We start from the raw sequence: 19,140 nt of genomic DNA, 5'->3' as shown, positions 1-19,140 counted from the left end.
CTCAATCCTCCGACTTAGATATACCGCAATGTAGATTCGCTCTTTAGTATCTAGCCTTTACAGTAAATAGTAGGAAAATCTTTAGGAGATACTAACTCATGCAAGACGAACATAACTTGGAAGAAAAAGTTCTATCCCAGGGCGCTGAAATGATGGTATCCCAAGGGTTAGATGAAGTAGAAAAAATAGACATAAATGTACAAACTGATTTATTTAAAATACTTCAGGGACAAGCGGATGGAGTTTCGTTTGCAGGTGAAGGATTGGTTATACAAGAAGACATCCGCGTGCAGGAAATCAAACTACAAACAGATAGCATTGACATCAATCCCTTCAGCGCTCTTTTTGGTAAAATAGAATTCAATGAGGCTGTAAATGCCACTGCTCGGATTGTACTCACAGAAGTGGATATGAACCGCACTTTGGCATCAGACTTTGTTAGCAGCAAGATGCAAAACTTTGATTTTGATGTAGATGGCGAGATTGTGAGTTTTAAGCCACAAAAAATTCAAGTATTTTTACCTGGTGAAGGCAAAATTGAATGTAGAGGAAGATTGCTGTTAAAGGAAAAGGGAAATACTCGTCCTTTAGCTTACACTGCGGTGCTTCGCCCACGGACTAATTCACAACCTGCAATGCTGGAGAGTTTTAACTGCACTGAGGGAGAGGGTGTTTCAATAGAATTAGTTACAGCATTAATGCAGAAAGCCAAAGAACTGATGAATCTACCATTTTTGAAATGGGAAGATATGGCGTTCAAGATTAAAGATATGAAAGTAGAAAAGGGTAGTTTGACACTTCTGGTAGAAACTCAAATGAAGCAAATACCCTCATCAATAACTGAACTATCTCTTTAGTAGTATTGACACTAGTTAAGGATAATTTTTGTAACTAGGGAATGATGTAAATTTTTGAAAATTTTTGTAAGCTTTTAAAAGCTATTTAATTTAAAAGTGACAACTATGCAAGAGTATGATGTTGTGCTGATCGGTGCTGGGCACAATGGGCTAGTTTGTGCAGCTTATTTGCTGAAAGCTGGCTATAGCGTTCTGTTACTAGAAAAGCGTTCTGTTATTGGTGGTGCAGCAACAACTGAAGAATGTTTACCCCAAGAAGCTCCAGGATTTAAATTTAACTTATGTGCTATTGACCATGAATTTATTCACTTGGGGCCAGTTGTTGAAGAATTAGAACTAGAAAAATACGGCTTGCATTATTTGGATTGCGATCCGGTTGTTTTCTGTCCTCATCCTGATGGCAAGTATTTCTTAGCACATAAGTCACTAGAAAAAACTTGTGCAGAAATTGCTCGTTACAGTGAACGTGATGCCAAAAAATACGCAGAATTTGTAGATTTTTGGCAGCGAGCGTTAGGTGCAATGATTCCCATGTTTAATGCACCGCCAAAGTCAGTTATAGATATCCTTGGTAACTACGACATCACCAAACTGAAAGATTTATTTTCTGTCATTGGTTCCCCTAACAAAACGCTGGACTTTATTCGCACAATGTTGACCAGCGCTGAAGATTTACTTAACGAGTGGTTTGATGAGGAATTTCTGAAAGCGCCACTAGCCAGACTAGCAGCAGAACTTGGTGCGCCACCATCGCAAAAAACCCTTGCCATTGGTGCAATTATGATGGCAATGCGTCACAATCCCGGAATGGCCAGACCTCGCGGCGGAACTGGCGCACTTGTGCAAGCTTTGGTGAATTTAGTCACAAGTAAAGGTGGGGTTATTCTCGCAGATCAGCAGGTTGAAAAAGTTTTAATTGATGATGGAAAAGCTGTGGGTGTGCGGGTTGCTGGTGGTAAAGAATATCGCGCTAAACACGGGGTTATTTCTAATATTGATGCCAAGCGGTTATTTTTGCAAATGACTGATAAAAGCGAAGTTGATGGAGCCGACCCAAATTTATGGGAAAGATTAGAACGCCGCATCGTTAACAATAACGAAACCATCCTCAAGATAGATTTGGCTTTAGACGAACCACTGCGCTTTCCATATCACGCCCACAAAGACGAATATCTTGTTGGTTCCATCTTGATTGCAGATTCTGTGACTCATGTAGAACAGGCTCATAGCAAATGTACCTTGGGAGAGATTCCTGATGCTGACCCATCAATGTATTTGGTGATGCCTAGCTATTTAGACCCCACATTAGCACCACCAGGTAAGCACACCGCATGGATTGAGTTTTTTGCCCCTTATCAAATTGCGGGTGCAGAAGGCACTGGTTTGAAAGGTACTGGTTGGACAGATGAATTGAAAAACAAAGTTGCAGATAGGGTGATTGATAAATTGGCAGACTATGCACCGAATGTCAAGGATGCAACTATTGCCCGTCGTGTAGAAAGTCCAGCAGAACTAGGAGAAAGATTAGGTGCGTACAAAGGGAATTATTACCATGTTGACATGACTTTAGATCAGATGATATTTTTCCGTCCCTTGCCAGAAATAGCGAACTACAAAACGCCAATTGATAATCTATTTTTGACTGGTGCAGGAACTCATCCAGGCGGTTCGATTTCCGGAATGCCAGGACGCAATTGTGCCCGCGCATTTTTGCAGGCAAAACATCCTATTAGCCAAACTTTGAAGGATGCAAGAGATTCGATTAAGTCAACTGTTGAGTCAGTGTTTGGGATTAGTTAGGCATTGCAAAGTTAAAGCCTATTATATGTTTTGTGCTTTTGTATCTTTGTGCTGAAAATATGATTTTTGGATCACAAAGATCCGAAAGTATTATATCAAGTTCGGTTGAACACTTATCATTAGGGCTGACACGGGGACACGGAGAGTTTTTTGATAAGTAATTAGACGGGCATGATATTAGGGTATAACGCCCAATACTTTTCAAATAAGATCCCTCCATTTACCCCCCTTTTTAGGCGGCAAACTAGCACTACTTTTTAAGGGGGGTAAGGGGATCTTTAACCTTTAATTATACTGAATTGATTTGATCAGTTTTAATAAAATAATACAGCTACAAAAGCTCTCTCATAACATTCAACATTCATTCTTCTGTAATTTGCATTCCAAAATGTAAATCGACCAAGAGCGATAATGCCTAATGGTACGACAACAGAAGCATGAAAGCGTGAATACAAAACTCCTCATTTCTCCTCAATCACTCACGTCTCTGTTAGCAGAAAAGTCATCACAGGCTATCATTATCGATACGCGAATTCCAGAAGATTATGTTATTTCTCATATTCCTCAATCCATAAATATTAGAGATTTTTTCACCTATCTTTTAGAGAATTCTTACCCAGCAGGATTAGAGAAATTACAAGAGTATTTTGCAGAAATTATGAGCAGGGTAGGAATATCTGGTGCAGAACGGTTAATTGTTTATGAAGATACTTTAAATAAAGGTTATGGTCAATCTTGTCGAGCAGCTTTCTTACTGAAGTATTTGGGTTGCGCTCAGGTATCTATCTTACACGGAGGATATAGAGCATGGCTCAGGGCGGGATTACCTACTACCGATGAAGTACCATTACCTGAAAGCAGCATATTTAGATTGCATCCCAACGCTGATATGATGGTGACTACCGCCGAGATGTTGCAAGCAATTGATAATCCAGCAATTATTAAATTAGATGTGCGCGATCGCAACGAATGGCTTGGGCTGAGTTCTTCTCCCTACACTGTTGATTTTTGTCCTCGCAAAGGTAGAATCCCTAATGCTGTATGGATAGAATGGCATCGGATGATGACATCTGAATCGGAATCCATGTTCCGCTCAAAAACGGAAATCTTAGAAATTTGTCAATCTGTAGGTATTACTGAAGACTCTATTGTGTACGTTTACTGTTTTAAAGGTTCTAGGGCGGCGAATACTCTGATTGCTCTGCAAGTAGCAGGAATTTCCGCTAGAAATTATTTTGGATCTTGGAATGAATGGTCTCGCGACTTTTCATTACCCGTTGATAGCAGAGTAATGTGAAGAAGGCAGTTCTTGCTGGAGGTTGCAACGAGCGTGTAAGCTTCAGATAGTTAGCGATCGCAGCCTCGTTAATTGAAAAGGAAATTAGCAAACGTGTGCGATGTCTATGACAGGCACGCCTACGATACCTATGTTGCAACACAAATAATCATTTTTTGAGTGAGATAAGCTCTAAGCAATTGCTTTATGTGTATTTAATATGATAATGTAACATACAGTTTATTTTTAGAAGCTTTTATACACTGCCAAAAAAGTTATTTCTCAAAAAATATATATAAGTAAATTAATGGGTAAAAACTAGTGTATTTTAATAATACTCAAAAAAAACAACTTTTAAGATCATATTTATCAGTTTTGTAGGTACAGCATGGTTTTTCGGCGCTGCTTCGTTGCATCTGGCTTAATAGTTTTCTTTGCATTTGGCTGTAGTGGTGGGGCAAACTCATCAACAGAAAATACTACACAAGTTGTGCAAGAAAGTAATGTAACCCAACTTTTGATAGAAGCGAAGGCTACGCAAAAAGCAGAAGATTTCTTTCATCAAGGCAATCATTTATTAGATGGACAACGTTACGAAGATGCAATAAAAGCATACGATGAAGCGATCGCCATCAAAGTTGACAGTTCAGAAGCTTGGATTAACCGTGGCATAGCTTTAACATCGTTGCAACGCTACAAAGATGCTCTTGCATCTTACGATAGAGCGATCGCCATCAAACCCGACAAATATGAAGCTTGGTATAATCGTGGCATAGCCTTAACATCGTTGCAACGCTACAAAGATGCTCTTGCATCTTACGACAAAGCGATCGCTATCAAACCCGACAAATATGAAGCCTTAATTAACCGCGGCATTGCTCTGACAAAGTTGCACCGCTACCAAGATGCTATTGTATCTTATGATAAAGCGATCGCTATCAAGCCAGATTTGCACCAAGTATATTACAACAAAGCTTGCTCTTATGCTTTACAAAGTAATTTAGAATTAGCAATTGAGAATTTAGATAAAGCAATCGAGCTTGTTCCTGATAAATACAAGAAGTTAGCAAAAACTGACCCAGACTTTAGCAAAGTGCGTGGTCAAAAGCAGTTTCAGGAATTACTTCAATAGTTTGTTGTAATCGTTTTGTAAAGTACAATCAAAGCGGTCTTTTGAACCGAGTTAATTTTTTAAATGAAATATGAATAAATTGCTAATCACCGGAGCTAGTGGCTTTTTGGGATGGCATCTTTGCCAGCTTGCAAAACAAGAATGGGAAGTTTATGGTACTTATTTTTCCCATTATCTAGATATTCCTGATATCAAAATGTTGAAAGTGAACTTAACAGATTTTCAGGAATTGCAGCGCATATTTAGTGATATTAAACCAACAGCAGTTATTCATACTGCTGCACATTCGCAACCAAATTTTTGTCAAACCCATCCCGAAGAATCGCACGCAATTAACGTCATAGCATCCGGCAATATTGCCGGACTTTGTGCGGATAATTCTATACCTTGTGCTTTTACCTCAAGTGACTTAGTTTTTGATGGCTTAAATGCTCCCTATCGAGAAACAGACTCCGTATGTCCTGTTAATCTTTATGGTGAGCAAAAAGCCATAGCTGAAGTAAGTATGCTAGAGCGATATCCCATGACCGCAGTGTGTAGAATGCCGTTGATGTTTGGCACAGCAACACCCACAGCTAAAAGCTTTATTCAGCCATTTATTCAAACTTTACAAGCCGAAGAAGAACTAAGTTTATTTATTGATGAATTTCGCACACCAGTAAGTGGAAAAACTGCCACAAAAGGACTTTTATTAGCATTGGAAAAAGTTAACGGCATCATTCACTTAGGTGGAAAAGAACGAATTTCTCGCTATGATTTTGGGCGGTTATTAGTTGAAGTATTTCAACTTCCTACTACCAAGCTCAAATCCTGCCGACAACAAGATGTGAAAATGGCAGCACCTAGAGCAGCAGATGTTTCTTTGGATAGTTATAAAGCTTTTGCATTGGGGTATCAGCCTTTATCTTTACGAAAAGAATTGGAGGAGTTAATCAATAGTCAATAAGATAGTAATCCTAAATCATTTATAAAAATTACATATCTCTTTCTTCTCTTTGCGTCCTTGGCGTTCTTGGCGGTTCGTTTTCTTATACATATTTTTCACGACTCATTTAGGACTGCTATACAATACGCTTGCGGTTAAACCTTAACTCTTTATCAAAATCAATTTTTTTAACGAACCGCCAAGGACGCAAAGAACGCAAAGGAAGAGAAGGTAGAAATGCTTAACTGAACTGTATTGGTCAATAATAAGCCTGAAAAGATAAGAAGGAAGGAACTATAAAAGAATCCCCCCAACTTTCTAAAAACGAGAGTTGGGGGGAGCAAGTTTTAACTAAACTGTATGGCTTTATGAGGAATAAGCATCCATTGGCAGACAAGAACAAACAAAATTCCTATCGCCAAAGGCTGAATCAATGCGACCGACAGCCGGCCAAAACTTATGTTCACGAGTCCAAGGCGCAGGATAGGCAGCTTGTTCACGAGAATAAGAATGATGCCATTCTCCGGTGATCAGGCTTTCGGCAGTGTGGGGTGCATTCTTCAAAACATTATCTTGGATATCCACCCTACCTAATTCAATCTCAGCGATTTCTTGGCGAATAGAAATCAACGCATCACAGAAACGATCCAACTCTTGTTTAGATTCACTTTCTGTAGGTTCCACCATGATTGTACCCCCTACAGGCCAGGAGACAGTCGGCGCATGGAAACCATAATCCATCAGACGCTTGGCAACATCATCGATTTCGATCGCAGCTGATTTTTTGAGCGATCGCAAATCTAAAATACATTCATGGGCAACTAGACCATTTTTGCCCTGATACAAAACTGGATAGTACGATTCCAGTCTCTTGGCGATGTAGTTAGCGCTGAGAATCGCCACCTTAGTTGCTTCGGTTAAACCAGCTGCACCCATCATGGCGATGTACATCCAAGAAATCACCAAGATACTAGCACTACCCCAAGGCGCAGCAGCAACAGCACCAATATGCTGGGAATTAGGAATTTCTTCTTTCCTAGTCCCCAGTCCCCATTTCCCCTTATCCCCAGTCCCTATTACAGGATGTCCGGGGAGAAAAGGCACGAGATGAGAGGCTACCCCAATTGGCCCCATACCAGGCCCACCGCCACCATGAGGAATACAGAAGGTTTTGTGCAAGTTTAAATGGCAGACATCCGCACCAATATCTCCAGGACGACAAATTCCCACTTGGGCGTTCATATTTGCCCCATCCATGTAAACTTGTCCACCGTGGGTATGGACAATAGCGCAGATTTCCTGAATTGGTTCCTCAAAAACACCATGAGTTGAGGGATATGTCACCATTAAGGCGGCTAATTCATTGCTGTATTTTTCTGCCTTAGCCTTCAGGTCATCAACGTTAATATTACCTTGTAAGTCACAGGCAACTGCCACCACTTTCATCCCGCACATTACTGCACTCGCTGGATTTGTCCCGTGTGCCGAAGTCGGAATCAAACAGACGTTGCGGTGTCCTTCTCCACGGCTTTGGTGATATTGGCGAATCACTAAAAGTCCGGCGTATTCGCCCTGAGAACCAGCATTGGGTTGCAGAGAAATTCCGGCAAAACCAGTAATTTCAGCTAACCATGCCTCAAGTTGCTTAAACAAAATTTGATAACCCTGAGTTTGCGACGCCGGGGCAAACGGATGAATCTTACCAAATTCCTCCCAACTTACCGGAATCATCTCAGCTGTCGCATTCAACTTCATTGTGCAAGAACCCAAAGGAATCATCGATGTTGTTAGCGACAAGTCCTTGCTTTCTAGCTTGTGCAGATAGCGCAATAACTCAGTTTCTGAGTGATAGCGGTTAAAAACTGGGTGGGTGAGATATGTACTTGTACGGGAGAGAAAGAGATGGGGAAGAGAGGGAGAAGTTAATTCTTCTAAGGTAAAAGGTAAATCATCTGTACCAGCGAAAATCTGCCAGAGGTCGATTAAGTCTTCTGGTGTAGTTGTTTCATCTAGCGAGATCCCAACAGCAGTTGCATCAAAAATCCGCAGGTTAATTTGAAGTTGTTCGCTATTTGCCAGAATATCTTTTAAATTGTGTGTTCCCAGTTCTACTCGCAGCGTATCAAAGAAAGATTCTGAAACGACGTTGTAACCCAAACGCTTCAGTCCTTGTGCCAGTAACACTGTCAAGGAGTGGATATTTTCAGCAATTTGCTTCAGTCCAGCAGGCCCATGATAGACCGCGTACATACTCGCCATTACCGCCAGCAGCACCTGTGCTGTACAGATATTACTAGTAGCTTTTTCGCGGCGGATATGCTGTTCGCGGGTTTGCAAGGCCAGACGTAATGCAGGCTTCCCTTGGGCATCTTTTGATACTCCCACAATTCGCCCTGGAACCAGTCGCTTATACTCTTCCTTTGTAGCAAAGTATGCCGCATGAGGCCCCCCAAACCCCAACGGAATACCGAAGCGCTGGGTACTACCGACCGCAATATCAGCGCCAAATTCCCCTGGAGGGGTCAGCAAAGTTAAACTTAAAGGATCTGCTGCTACCGTCACCAATGCACCCTTAGCATGGGCTTTTTCTATAAAAGCGCGGTAGTCATAAATAGTGCCATCAGTTGCAGGATATTGCAAAACAGCCCCAAAAATTGGTTGATCAAAATCAAAGGTTTGATGATCCCCGACAATGATCTTAATCCCTAATGGTTGAGCGCGTGTTTGCAACACATCGATAGTTTGGAGATGGCACTCACTAGAGACAAAGTAGGCATCTGCGTGATTTTTGGAGACACCATAGCTTAGGTTCATCGCTTCAGCTGCTGCTGTAGCTTCATCAAGTAACGAAGCATTGGCAATTTCTAAACCTGTGAGGTCGATAATCAGGGTTTGGAAATTTAGCAGCGCTTCTAATCGCCCTTGGGCAATTTCTGGCTGATAAGGAGTGTAGGCAGTATACCAACCGGGGTTTTCTAAGATATTGCGCCCAATCACAGGTGGGGTAATACTGTCGTAATATCCCATACCGATGTATGAGCGGAAAACCTGATTTTTGGCAGCAACTTTTTTTAACGATGCCAGCGCTGCATACTCACTTTCTGGTTCTGGTAACTTTAGCGATCGCTTCAGCCTGATTCCCTGTGGAACTGTTTGGTTGATTAGCGCATCCAGGCTAGAAAACCCCAAAACCTTGAGCATTTGCTGGATATCATCAGAGTTAGGGCCAATGTGTCTTGGCACAAAACTACTTAACTTTTGACTTTTTTCGTCCAGCACTTGCTGCTGATTAGACTTGAGAATAGGGGCGTTTAATACCACAAATTACTCTCCAGATAGTACTATTTCATATTTTGCAATAAATACTCATAAGAAGTAAGTATAACTTTTCAGTTTATCTAAATTTCATGACTTATCTTCGAGCAGAGTGGGAGATGGGGGAGAGATAGGAGATGGGGGAGAAAACTTTATCTTGTCCCCCTCATCCCCCTCATCCCCCACTCCCTACTCCCTACTCCCTACTCCCCTTCCACCAGAGCGCGATACTCATCTGCTGTCAAGGCATCCTCAATATCACCAGGGTCATTGACGCGCACTTTCAAAAACCACCCTTCCCCGTAGGGGTCTTCTGACACTTCTTCGGGAGAATTAATTAAGGCTTCATTGCGTTCTATAACTGTGCCTGTGACAGGTGAATTTAGTTCTTCAACGGCTTTCACAGATTCAATTGTGCCAAAGTTTTCTCCTCTGGTAAGAGCGTCGCCAATTTCTGGCAGTTCCAAAAAGACGATATCACCCAATTCATGTACGGCAAACTCAGTAATGCCAACGGTGGCAATTTCGCCATCTAGTCGCACGTATTCATGAGAATCCAGGTATCTGAAATCTTGAGGATATTCAAAAGACATATCACTTCCTCTCCCTTATCAAATAAATTATTGCCCCAAGAGTCATCCAAGCCATATCTGGTAATCAACCTGACTGTAAATTGAGTAACTCACAACACATTATTCCTCAAAAACCTCGGCACTTATCAGTTGGTAAGACGATTTTTTGACCGATAAAAGGGACGTTTAACTACAACTGCTGGATAAGCTTTGCCGCGAATTTCGACTTCTAGCTGCTGACTGACAGTTGCTAACTGGGTGGGAACGTAGGCTAATGCAACAGGATAACCAAGTGTAAGTGACAGAGTGCCACTGGTAACTTCTCCGACAACTTTGCCTGCGGATAACACTTGGTAACCGTGACGGGCAATGTTACGTCCTTGGGTTTGCAAACCTACCAATCGGCGATGCACTCCAGTAGCTTTTTGCTGTTCCAAAACTTCCCGACCAATAAATTCGCCTTTGGTATCTAAGTGAACTAGCCACCCCAAACCTGCTTCTAAGGGTGTGGTGGTTTCATCAATATCTTGTCCGTAAAGTGCCATCGCCGCTTCTACCCGCAGGGTGTCTCTCGCACCAAGTCCACAGGGGATAACACCAGCATTATGGAGATTTCGCCACAATTCTACCCCCACATCTGGGTCTACCATCACCTCAAAGCCATCTTCTCCGGTGTAACCTGTGCGGGCTAAGAAGGCAGGTTTCCCTAGTAGGGTTGCTTCTAAATGTCCGAAGGCTTTGACTGGTTGTAAGTCTTCTTGCACTAAGGGTTGAAGATATTTAATCGCTTTTGGCCCTTGCACAGCGATTAAGGCTTTTTCTGGTGAAAGGTCTTGGAACTGTACTTTATCCAAGTCAAGGTGTTGCAATAGCCATGCTTTATCTTTACTGGATGTTGCCGCATTGACGATGATCAATGCCTTCTGTATGCCACTGATGTCTTCACCTTGGTAATAAACAATGATATCGTCAATAATTCCCGCTTGGAGATTTAACAATACGGTGTATTGAGCTTGACCAGCTTGTAAACGACTCAAGTCTGAAGGCACTAGAGGCTGGAGTTGAGAAATCAGGTTTTTACCTTGGAGGGTAAATTTGCCCATGTGGGAAATATCGAACATTCCGGCTGTATTTCTTACAGCATCGTGTTCGCGGCTAATGCCACTAAATTGCACAGGCATTTCCCAGCCACCAAAGCTGGTAAGACGTGCTTTGAGTTCTACACCCAGTTGATATAAAGGGGTTCGCGCCAGAGATTGGGCATTTTCTTCTTGATTAGCCACAGGTAATTATTATGCGATCGCACCTCAACATCTATCATCCTAAGAGATGCTTTCTAGGTTTTACAGTATTGTCTATTGAACTGGAGCATTAGACATGGTTATTTTCCTTATCCCCCTTGTCCCCTTCTGTAAGGTTTAATAGTTAATGGTGAAAGTGTTGAGATTTATTAAGAAGACATTATGAAATATTGGCAACTGTTAGCTAGCTTTGTCTTAGCTATGGTTCTTTTTTTGTTTCCCCTATCGGCGCAAGCTGCAAGTTCTTCCAGTATTACCCGTTCTGTGGCTAATGACGTTAAAGCCAAGGATTACTCTGGTCAAAGTTTAATTGGCACTGAGTTTACTAATCTCAAATTAGAGAATGCTAATTTTAGCAATGCTGACTTACGTGGTGGCGTGTTTAACGGTACCCTATTGGAAGGAGTAAATCTGCGTGGTGCAAATTTTAGTGAAGGCATAGCCTATCTAACAAGGTTTAAGGACGCTGATTTAAGTGATGCTGTGTTGACCGATGCAATGATGCTGCGTTCTACTTTTGATAGCGTGGATATCACAGGTGCTGATTTTACGAATGCGATTTTAGATGGAACGCAAGTGAAAAAGCTTTGTGTTAAGGCAAGTGGTGTTAATTCTAAAACTGGTGTAAATACTCGCAAGTCTTTAGGATGTAAGTAAACTTTCACCGAATTTATGATGTTTAAATTTTGGATAATGGAATTGTTGGCAAAGCCTCTCGTAGAGAATATTCTTGCATTCCATTATTTAATGCATGTAGGACTTACGCAAAAACCTCTCAAACTCTCATTCCTCCGTGTCGCGCCAGTTGCTACAAGTCGGGGAACCGCAAGGGCGCACTGGCTTCTCTGTGTCTCTGTGGTTCGTTCTTCCATGACCCGTGCGTAAGTCCCGGCATGTTTGATTGCGAATTTAAGCGCGAGAATAATTCTATTTTTCCATTATCCAAACATTTTATGCCTTGCAAGTGACTTTCGGGATGAGTCAATCTCAATACGCTTAGGTTAAGCCTTAACCTAAGCGTATTAGCTTTTGAAGGTAGACGTTGAGCTTCTGAACCTCAAGTTTCAAGTTTGAAATTCAAAACGGTTATCCGCTCGCCTCCTTTCGCTACGCGATCGCTAGTGATATGCTTCTTTTAAAAAGCTTGCATAATTTGCCCGAATCGTCATAGTAGTAGAATGACTTACACCTAAAGTTTGTTCACAAATTTTCAAAGCTTGCTCAAATAAGGGTTGGGCTTTCTTGTAGCGTCTTGTATGACGGTAGAGTGCTGCTAGATTGTTCAGGCTAATGGCAACATCGGGATGGTTATCTCCTAGCAGGCGTTTACTCAGTTCTAAAGCTTGCTGATACAAAGGTTCGGCTTTGCTGTAGCGTTCTGTAGATTCGTAAAGTTGCGCTAAATTATTCAGGCTAGTGGTGACATCAAGATGGTTGTCTCCCAGCAGGCGTTTTCTCATTTCTAAAGCTTTCTTGAGCAAGGGTTCAGCTTTACTGTAGCGTCCTGTATAACAGTACAAAGCTGCTAAATTATTCAGGGTAGTGGCGACATGGGGATGTTCTTCTCCAACTAGGTGTTTCCACAGTTTCAAAGCTTGCTGATACAAAGGTTCAGCTTCGCTATAGCGTCCTGTAGATTCGTAAAGTAATGCTAAATAGCTAACGGTAGTGGCGACATGGGGATGTTCTTCTCCCAGCAGGCGTTTCTGGAGTTCTAAAGCTTGTTTATACAGTGGTTCGGCTTCCCTGTAACGTCCTGTAGTATCATAAAGTTGTGCTAAATTATTTAGGCTTTGGGCGACATGGGGATGTTCTTCTCCCAGCAGGCGTTTCTGGAGTTCTAAAGCTTGTTTATACAGAGGTTCGGCTTCCCTGTAACGTCCTGTAGATTCGTAGAGTCCTGCGAGATTGTTTAGGTTAGTCGCGACATCAGTATGTTCTAAACCAAGACGATTTCGAGTCAGGTCTACACACTGCTGTAACCAAAGTTCTGCTTGCTGATAAAGTCCTTGACCTTGATAAAACCAGGCTAATTTGGTAAACAGAGTGATTAGATTTTCATCACTAAGATACTGTGATAGGTGGATTGCAACTTCTATAATGTGCGGTATATGTGGAGTGAAGTTAAGAATATCTTCAGAATTAGGCTGTTGCGGAATTAGCTTTGCTACCTCTAGCATCATCACTGCAAATTTAGTTTTTGCTTCATCCGCCTCACCTGACTTATCCAACTTCATTTGAAAAAGTTGCCGAATCAGTAAATTTGAACGATAAATTCCTTTACTTTCCTGTTCTAGCAAATGCAATTCTAGTAAATCGGCTATGGCTTTTTCATTGAGTCGTTGTTTTTTGTCATCTCCTATCGTCTCAACAGATAAGGGAATATCAGCTAAGGCACACAAACTTAGCAAACAGCCAAAGCTTTGTGCATTCTCATCCAATTGTTCCCAACTTAATTCAAAAACTTCAGCTACACCGTATTCATAATGCATCAATGAGTTAGCATTGACCACTGATTCATGTTCCACTCGTTTCTTCTCTAACCGCTTCAGCACTGTTTCCAGAGACAAATCTAGCATTTTATTCAGATATCGCCCGACTAACTCTAACGCTAAGGGCAAATATCTCAAAAATTTACAAATTCTTCTCGCAATCCAAGCTTCTTGTTGCAGTCGTTCCCTACCAATTAGCGATTTTAATAATTTCATTGCCGCCAATGGTTTAAGGACATCCAATTGGCTATTATATTTTGCTCTCAGGTAAGCTTGTAACTTCTCTAGTTTGTCCTGACTGTTGAAAGTCGCTAACTCAGGATGATTCTGGGCAAACTTGTCATATACCTCACCCATCCACATTCTGAAAGCAGCAATATCAATGTTTAATTCGCTGGCAAGTATAGCTTCACTTTTTCTTAAGTTTTCTATCTTAAAATCTTTTGCAAAAGCTGCCGTTTGTTCTAGAGATAAACCATTAACAGCAGCTTCTTTAGCTAGAAAATTAGCCCATTGCATAAATAGTTTGTTAAATATATTTTTGATTCTACTTTGTCTCCATTTGGAAATGTCCTCTCTTGGGAGTAAAAATCCGATTTGCATGGGAACATTTAAAAGCAGTGGCTTGCAGTTAGGCATCGCCAGTTGAGCCTTTAGGGTTGAGGATTAAGCCTTTGAGGTTGAGGATTAAGCCTTTAGGGCTGAGGATTAAGCCTTTAGGGTTGAGGATTAAGCCTTTGAGGTTGAGGATTAAGCCTTTAAGGTTGAGGATTAAGCCTTTAGGGCTGAGGATTAAGCCTTTAGGGCTGAGGATTAAGCCTTTAGGGCTGAGGATTAAGCCTTTGAACCTCAAATTTCGAGTTTTGTACTCAAAATGGCTAGGCAATGTCTACGACAGGCTACGCTTACGCAGTATTATTGACTTTTACTATTAGCTATGTAGAGGATGATGCCTAACGGCAAGCCACTGCGCGTCTACGCTGCTAAAATTTAAACTAAACCGCGTCCACCTTGAAAACTGTAGTTCTTTCCGGATGAACAGAAAAAACCTTCATCCCCCAGCCCCTTTTCCCAATATTGGGAGAAGGGAAGCCAAAAATAAGTCCCTCTCCCTACTTGGGAGAGGGATTTAGGGTGAGGGCAAAAACTACAGTTCTCAACATACATGAGGTTTACAACTGTTGTGTCGCATTAATTATTGCTTGCAGTTCGGCAAAGATTTCCACAAGTGAAGGGTTATGATATAATTTGGCTAGAAAGGTGCGACGCTAAATAGCCCGTCCTAGACATTGCGTAGGGAAGGGAGGCAATTGTTAGCGATACGTTTCTCTTAAAATGATTGCATAATTTCCCCTAATCGTCATTGTATTGGGATGACTTACACCTAAAGTATGTTCAGAAATTGTCAAAGCTTCTTCAAACAAAGGTTTGGCTTCTCTGTAGCGTCCTGTAAATTTGTAGAGTAATGCGAGATTGTTCAAGCTATTGGCGACATGGTGATGATTGTTTCCCAGTAAGCGTTTTCTCAATTCTAAAGCTTGCTGATATAGGGGTTCGGCTTCACTGTAACGTTCTGTAGAACCGTAGAGTAATGCGAGATTGTTCAGGCTAGTAGCGACATCGGGATGTGCTTCTCCCAGTAAACGTTTTCTCAATTCTAAAGCTTGCTGATATAAGGGTTCGGCTTCGCTGTAGCGTTCTGTAAAACGGTAGAGTTCTGCAAGATTGTTCAGGCTAGCCGCGACATCGGGATGTGCTTCTCCCAGTAAGCGTTTTCTCAATTCTAAAGCTTGCTGATATAAGGGTTCGGCTTCGCTGTAATGTTCTGTAAAACGGTAGAGTTCGGCGAGATTGTTCAGGCTAGCCGCGACATCAGGATGTGCTTCTCCCAGTAAGCGTCTTCTCAGTAACAAAGCTTGCTGATATAGGGGTTCGGCTTTGCTGTACTGTCCTGTAGATTCGTAGAGGATTCCGAGATTGTTCAGGCTAGCCGCGACATCGGGATGGTTGTCTCCCAATAAGCGTTTCTGGAGTGACAAAGCTTGCTGATACAGGGGTTCGGCTTCGCTGTAGCGTCCTATGGAATGATACACTGCTGCGAGATTGTTCAGGCTAGTGACGACATTGGGATGGTTGTCTCCCAGTAAGCGTTTGCTCAGTGCCAAAGCTTCCTCAAACAAAGGTTTGGCTTCACTGTAGCGTCTTGTAGATTTGTAAAGTCCTGCGAGATTGTTCAGGCTAGTGACGACATCGGGATGGTTGTCTCCCAACAAGCGTTTCTGGAGTGACAAAGCTTGCTGATACAGAGGTTCGGCTTCGCTATACCATCCTGTAAAACCGTAGAGTTCTGCGAGATTGTTCAGGCTAGTGGCGACATCAGGATGTTCTAAACCAAGATGATTTTCAGCTACCTGAATACATAGTTTGTACCAAAGTTCTGCTTGCTGATAAAGTCCTTGAGCTTGATAAAACCAACCTAAACTTGTGAAAGGCCGAATTAAATCCTCGTTACTGAGATACTGGGATAGATGGGTTGCAATTTCTGCAATGTGGGGGATAGCAGAAGTGAGGTTGAGAATCTCTTCACGCTTAGGCTGTTGAGGAATTTGCTTTGCTACCTCTACCATCAGCGCCACAAAAGCAGTTTTCACCTCATCTGCTTCACTTGACTCATCCAACTTCATTTGGAAAAATTGCCGAATCAGTGGATGTAGACGATAAATTCCTTTAGCCTGGCATTGGATTAAATGCAGTTTCCGCAACTGGGCTATAGCTTTCTCCCAGAATTCTTGTTCTTCGTCATCTTCTATCGTCTCAACAGATAAGGGAATGTCAGCCAAAGCATACAAACTCAGCCAACAGCCTAAGCTTTGTGCATTCTTATCCAATTGTTTCCAACTCAATGCAAAAGCTTCAGCCATGCCGTATTCATAACGCATCAATGGGTTAGCCTTGGCTACTGCTTCGTGTTCCAGTCGGTTTTTTTCTAGCCGCTTGTGCAGTGTTTCCAGAGACAAATCTGGCATTGTATCCAGATATCGCCCCACTAACCCTAACGTCAAAGGCAAATATCCCAAGAATTTACAAATTCTTCTTGCAACCCAAGGCTCACTTTTAAGTCGTTCTTTGCTAATTAGCGACTTTAATAATTTCATCGCCGCCAATGGTTTGAGGACATTCAGACGTAATTGCAGTAAAGTTCTGTCAAACCCCAGGCGCATTGTCAGCAATACTTTAAACCGAGGTGATTCCAGGGGTAGATAACGCTGAACTTGTTTTTTGTAGTCGGTGACATCATCAAATATCAGCAGCACTTCACCTTGTTGCCAATTCTCCCAGCAGTATTTCAGCCTATCTGCTAATTCCCAGTTGTCCGGTGCAATGAGGTTAAATTTTAATTGGGCAAATCTGAGAATCTGAATTCCGACATCAATTCCCTGTGCTGATAACCAGCAAACCCCACCTTGATAATTCTGTAAATGTTGTTTGGCGTATTGGGTAGCCAGTTCAGTTTTCCCCACACCACTCATACTTATCCCAGCTACAATTGCAACTTGCCCAGATGTTTGTAATGAGGAGTGCAAGTTTTGTAGTTCCACCTCACGTCCCACAAATTTTTCAAATGGGACAGCAGGAGGAATATTTTGATGAATTTCCTTAATTGTCGTGTGGGCAGCGTTCGACTGACTTGTACTGAGCATCTCGACTTCGGCTCCACCGAGCGAAGCCGAGGTGCTCGATGGAGCCGTTGCTGTTGGCGCAGCCTCTTTAAGAGTTGTAGCGCTCACACCGAAGTCTTGCCCGCCATTATATTTTGCTCTCAAGCAAGCGCGTAACTTTTCTAGTTTGCCTCGACTCTTAGAAGTCGCTAACTCAGGACAACTCTGGGCAAACTTGTCATACACCTTAGTCATCAGCTTTTTGAAAACACCAACACCGATATTCAATTCGGTGGCTAGTTTCACCTGACTCTTACCTAAGTTTTCATTCTTCAAACGCTCTACAAAAGCTGCCGTTTGCTCTAGGGATAAGTTATGAGTAGCAGCTTCATTGGCTAGAAAATCAACCCATTGCATAGACAGCTTCTGAGATTTCTTCTCGATTCTACTTAATTTCTACCTATTTCGAGGGAATCTCCTCTTCTAGCAGAAATACCATTTCCATAGAAAGAATTTAGAAGAGGTTCGAGCCGATGGGATTCGCGGCTACACAAACTCTCGTCCGCCTGCACGGACTAACTAAAAATTTAAGGTTTCAAACCTGCCTCCGTGGGTTTTACCTGTACAAATGCGGTTTATAACCGCCTATTAAACTCATGATATCAGAGAACAAGAATACTGCGACGCCGATAGCGTTGGCGCAGCGTCTCGTAAGAGAGCGTCATAGCTCGTCTAGACATCGCCAGTTGAGCCTGTGAACCTCAAATTTCGAGTTTTATACTCAAAATGGCTATGCGATCGCTCTATTCAATGTATTTTGGATATGAGGGGTTAATTGCAGTTGTCAATTAGCATGAGAATCGAACCGCAAAGGACGCAAAGAGCGCAAAGAAAGAGAGAAGAGGGAGCGATCGCTGTTTGAAGTTACAATTTGTAGGCGATCGCTGCTAAAATTTTAACTGCATTAGATTATTTCAGGCTCTAGCCAGAAAAGAGCCGATTTGTAAGTTGTTCTAACACCTTTAATGATTTTAATGAACCTCGAATTAGTCGAGTAGCTGCAAGGGGTTGTCGAAGCATTCCCATCGCTAAAGGAAAAGGGTTTAGGGAACCATCAGAGTTAATTGCTGATGTCAAATCGGGGATATCGTGCTGACAATTGTCGCTGACTACTCGCAGCATTGCCACGTCCACCCCAGCTGCATTGAAAAACTCTAAGGCGGTAAATCCTTCCATATCAACAACATCAGCCGCCAAAGTCTCACCCAAATGGCGTTTTTCGGACGCAGAGCAAATTACGCGATCACTTGTCAGTGACTTGACTAATGATACTTTTTCTGATAGGTAAGAATGCAATTGTGCTGTGAAAGTGCGATCGCATTCTTGCCGCTTCCCAGAGTAAACACAATCTTGATAGAGGACAATATCACCAACTGTGTAGCGATCGCTCAAGCTGCCACATATACCCATAATTACAACTCTGGATGGAGCCAGAAATTCTCCATTTCCTTGGGATTGTTGCAGATATTTGAGTAAAGGCTTCATCCCAAGAGGTATGGCTATTACAGTTGGGAGCGAGCCAGTAACGCCGCTTAATCCGCGACACACAGCTTTATATTCTGCTCCCTGAACCACCAAAATTGTGTCGATAGCCAAAAAATTAGGCACTAGCCCTCTGAATATTTTGAAGTTTGCGTCTGCACATTAACTCAAGGATGTAAAGAGCAACCCTGCCAAGTCTGGGCAGCAGCCCTAGCTGACTTGAAAAATCTTTGCTTTCTTCTCTGCGTCCTCTGCGCCTCTGTGGTTTA

General features: G+C 42.2%; 13 protein-coding genes. 6 read left to right on the top strand and 7 right to left on the bottom strand.

Going from position 1 to position 19,140, the window contains the following annotated elements; translation table 11 throughout:
* Positions 1-98: 98 nt before the first annotated feature.
* From V7K46_RS15285 to V7K46_RS15265, 5 genes are all read left to right on the top strand, one after another.
* A complete protein-coding gene (locus V7K46_RS15285) occupies positions 99-857 on the top strand; it encodes an LmeA family phospholipid-binding protein (protein WP_335114455.1) in 759 nt (252 codons plus the stop codon).
* A 105-nt stretch (positions 858-962) separates the two neighbouring features.
* A complete protein-coding gene (gene crtO / locus V7K46_RS15280; RefSeq protein ID WP_335114453.1) occupies positions 963-2,657 on the top strand; it encodes a beta-carotene ketolase CrtO in 1,695 nt (564 codons plus the stop codon).
* Positions 2,658-3,102: 445 nt separating this feature from the next.
* On the top strand, positions 3,103-3,954 hold the full coding sequence (locus V7K46_RS15275) for a sulfurtransferase (RefSeq protein ID WP_335114506.1): 852 nt from the start codon (positions 3,103-3,105) through the stop codon (positions 3,952-3,954).
* A gap of 367 nt (positions 3,955-4,321) precedes the next feature.
* Positions 4,322-5,065: a tetratricopeptide repeat protein gene (locus V7K46_RS15270; protein ID WP_335114451.1), complete on the top strand. Its 744-nt coding sequence runs from the start codon at positions 4,322-4,324 to the stop codon at positions 5,063-5,065.
* Positions 5,066-5,135: 70 nt separating this feature from the next.
* Positions 5,136-6,011, top strand: a complete 876-nt coding sequence (locus V7K46_RS15265) for an SDR family oxidoreductase (RefSeq protein ID WP_335114449.1) — start codon at positions 5,136-5,138, stop codon at positions 6,009-6,011.
* Between the two features lie 345 nt (positions 6,012-6,356).
* On the opposite strand, the gene gcvP is transcribed toward V7K46_RS15265, so the two are convergent.
* From gcvP to gcvT, 3 genes are all read right to left on the bottom strand, one after another.
* Entirely contained in the window at positions 6,357-9,311 is a 2,955-nt protein-coding gene (gene gcvP, locus V7K46_RS15260) for an aminomethyl-transferring glycine dehydrogenase (protein ID WP_335114447.1), read from the bottom strand.
* Between the two features lie 197 nt (positions 9,312-9,508).
* The gene (gene gcvH / locus V7K46_RS15255; protein ID WP_335114445.1) at positions 9,509-9,898 is read right to left on the bottom strand and encodes a glycine cleavage system protein GcvH; all 390 of its coding nucleotides are present in this window, start codon (positions 9,896-9,898) and stop codon (positions 9,509-9,511) included.
* A gap of 125 nt (positions 9,899-10,023) precedes the next feature.
* On the bottom strand, positions 10,024-11,160 hold the full coding sequence (gcvT, locus tag V7K46_RS15250) for a glycine cleavage system aminomethyltransferase GcvT (protein WP_335114443.1): 1,137 nt from the start codon (positions 11,158-11,160) through the stop codon (positions 10,024-10,026).
* A 180-nt stretch (positions 11,161-11,340) separates the two neighbouring features.
* Between gcvT and V7K46_RS15245 the strand changes: the two genes are divergently transcribed.
* Positions 11,341-11,835, top strand: a complete 495-nt coding sequence (locus V7K46_RS15245; protein WP_335114441.1) for a pentapeptide repeat-containing protein — start codon at positions 11,341-11,343, stop codon at positions 11,833-11,835.
* Positions 11,836-12,296: 461 nt separating this feature from the next.
* Here V7K46_RS15245 and V7K46_RS15240 read toward each other — a convergent pair whose 3' ends face one another.
* The 4 genes from V7K46_RS15240 to V7K46_RS15225 all read right to left on the bottom strand — a co-directional run bounded on the left by V7K46_RS15240 (position 12,297) and on the right by V7K46_RS15225 (position 18,997).
* Entirely contained in the window at positions 12,297-14,189 is a 1,893-nt protein-coding gene (locus V7K46_RS15240; protein ID WP_335114439.1) for a tetratricopeptide repeat protein, read from the bottom strand.
* A 112-nt stretch (positions 14,190-14,301) separates the two neighbouring features.
* Positions 14,302-14,523 carry a hypothetical protein gene (locus V7K46_RS15235; RefSeq protein ID WP_335114437.1) on the bottom strand — a complete coding sequence of 74 codons (222 nt, stop codon included), beginning with the start codon at positions 14,521-14,523 and terminating at the stop codon, positions 14,302-14,304.
* A 460-nt stretch (positions 14,524-14,983) separates the two neighbouring features.
* Positions 14,984-17,746, bottom strand: coding sequence for a tetratricopeptide repeat protein (locus V7K46_RS15230; RefSeq protein WP_335114435.1), 2,763 nt, complete (start codon positions 17,744-17,746; stop codon positions 14,984-14,986).
* Between the two features lie 564 nt (positions 17,747-18,310).
* Positions 18,311-18,997 (bottom strand): 5'-methylthioadenosine/S-adenosylhomocysteine nucleosidase family protein, encoded by a 687-nt coding sequence (locus V7K46_RS15225; protein ID WP_335114433.1) that lies wholly within the window; start codon positions 18,995-18,997, stop codon positions 18,311-18,313.
* Positions 18,998-19,140: the final 143 nt, after the last annotated feature.

Origin of the sequence: Nostoc sp. (assembly GCF_036917395.1) — a bacterium.
In the GTDB taxonomy this organism is placed as follows: domain Bacteria; phylum Cyanobacteriota; class Cyanobacteriia; order Cyanobacteriales; family Nostocaceae; genus Nostoc.
The sequence above is the reverse complement of the archived record's forward strand: the minus strand, read 5'-3'. Positions and strand labels throughout refer to the sequence as shown.

Coding starts and splice junctions, on each gene's coding strand:
- V7K46_RS15285 (WP_335114455.1), top strand. CDS start 99: ATGCAAGACGAACATAACTTGGAAGAAAAAGTTCTATCCCAGGGCGCT.
- crtO (WP_335114453.1), top strand. CDS start 963: ATGCAAGAGTATGATGTTGTGCTGATCGGTGCTGGGCACAATGGGCTA.
- V7K46_RS15270 (WP_335114451.1), top strand. CDS start 4,322: ATGGTTTTTCGGCGCTGCTTCGTTGCATCTGGCTTAATAGTTTTCTTT.
- V7K46_RS15265 (WP_335114449.1), top strand. CDS start 5,136: ATGAATAAATTGCTAATCACCGGAGCTAGTGGCTTTTTGGGATGGCAT.
- gcvH (WP_335114445.1), bottom strand. CDS start 9,898: ATGTCTTTTGAATATCCTCAAGATTTCAGATACCTGGATTCTCATGAA.
- V7K46_RS15245 (WP_335114441.1), top strand. CDS start 11,341: ATGAAATATTGGCAACTGTTAGCTAGCTTTGTCTTAGCTATGGTTCTT.
- V7K46_RS15240 (WP_335114439.1), bottom strand. CDS start 14,189: ATGCAATGGGCTAATTTTCTAGCTAAAGAAGCTGCTGTTAATGGTTTA.
- V7K46_RS15230 (WP_335114435.1), bottom strand. CDS start 17,746: ATGCAATGGGTTGATTTTCTAGCCAATGAAGCTGCTACTCATAACTTA.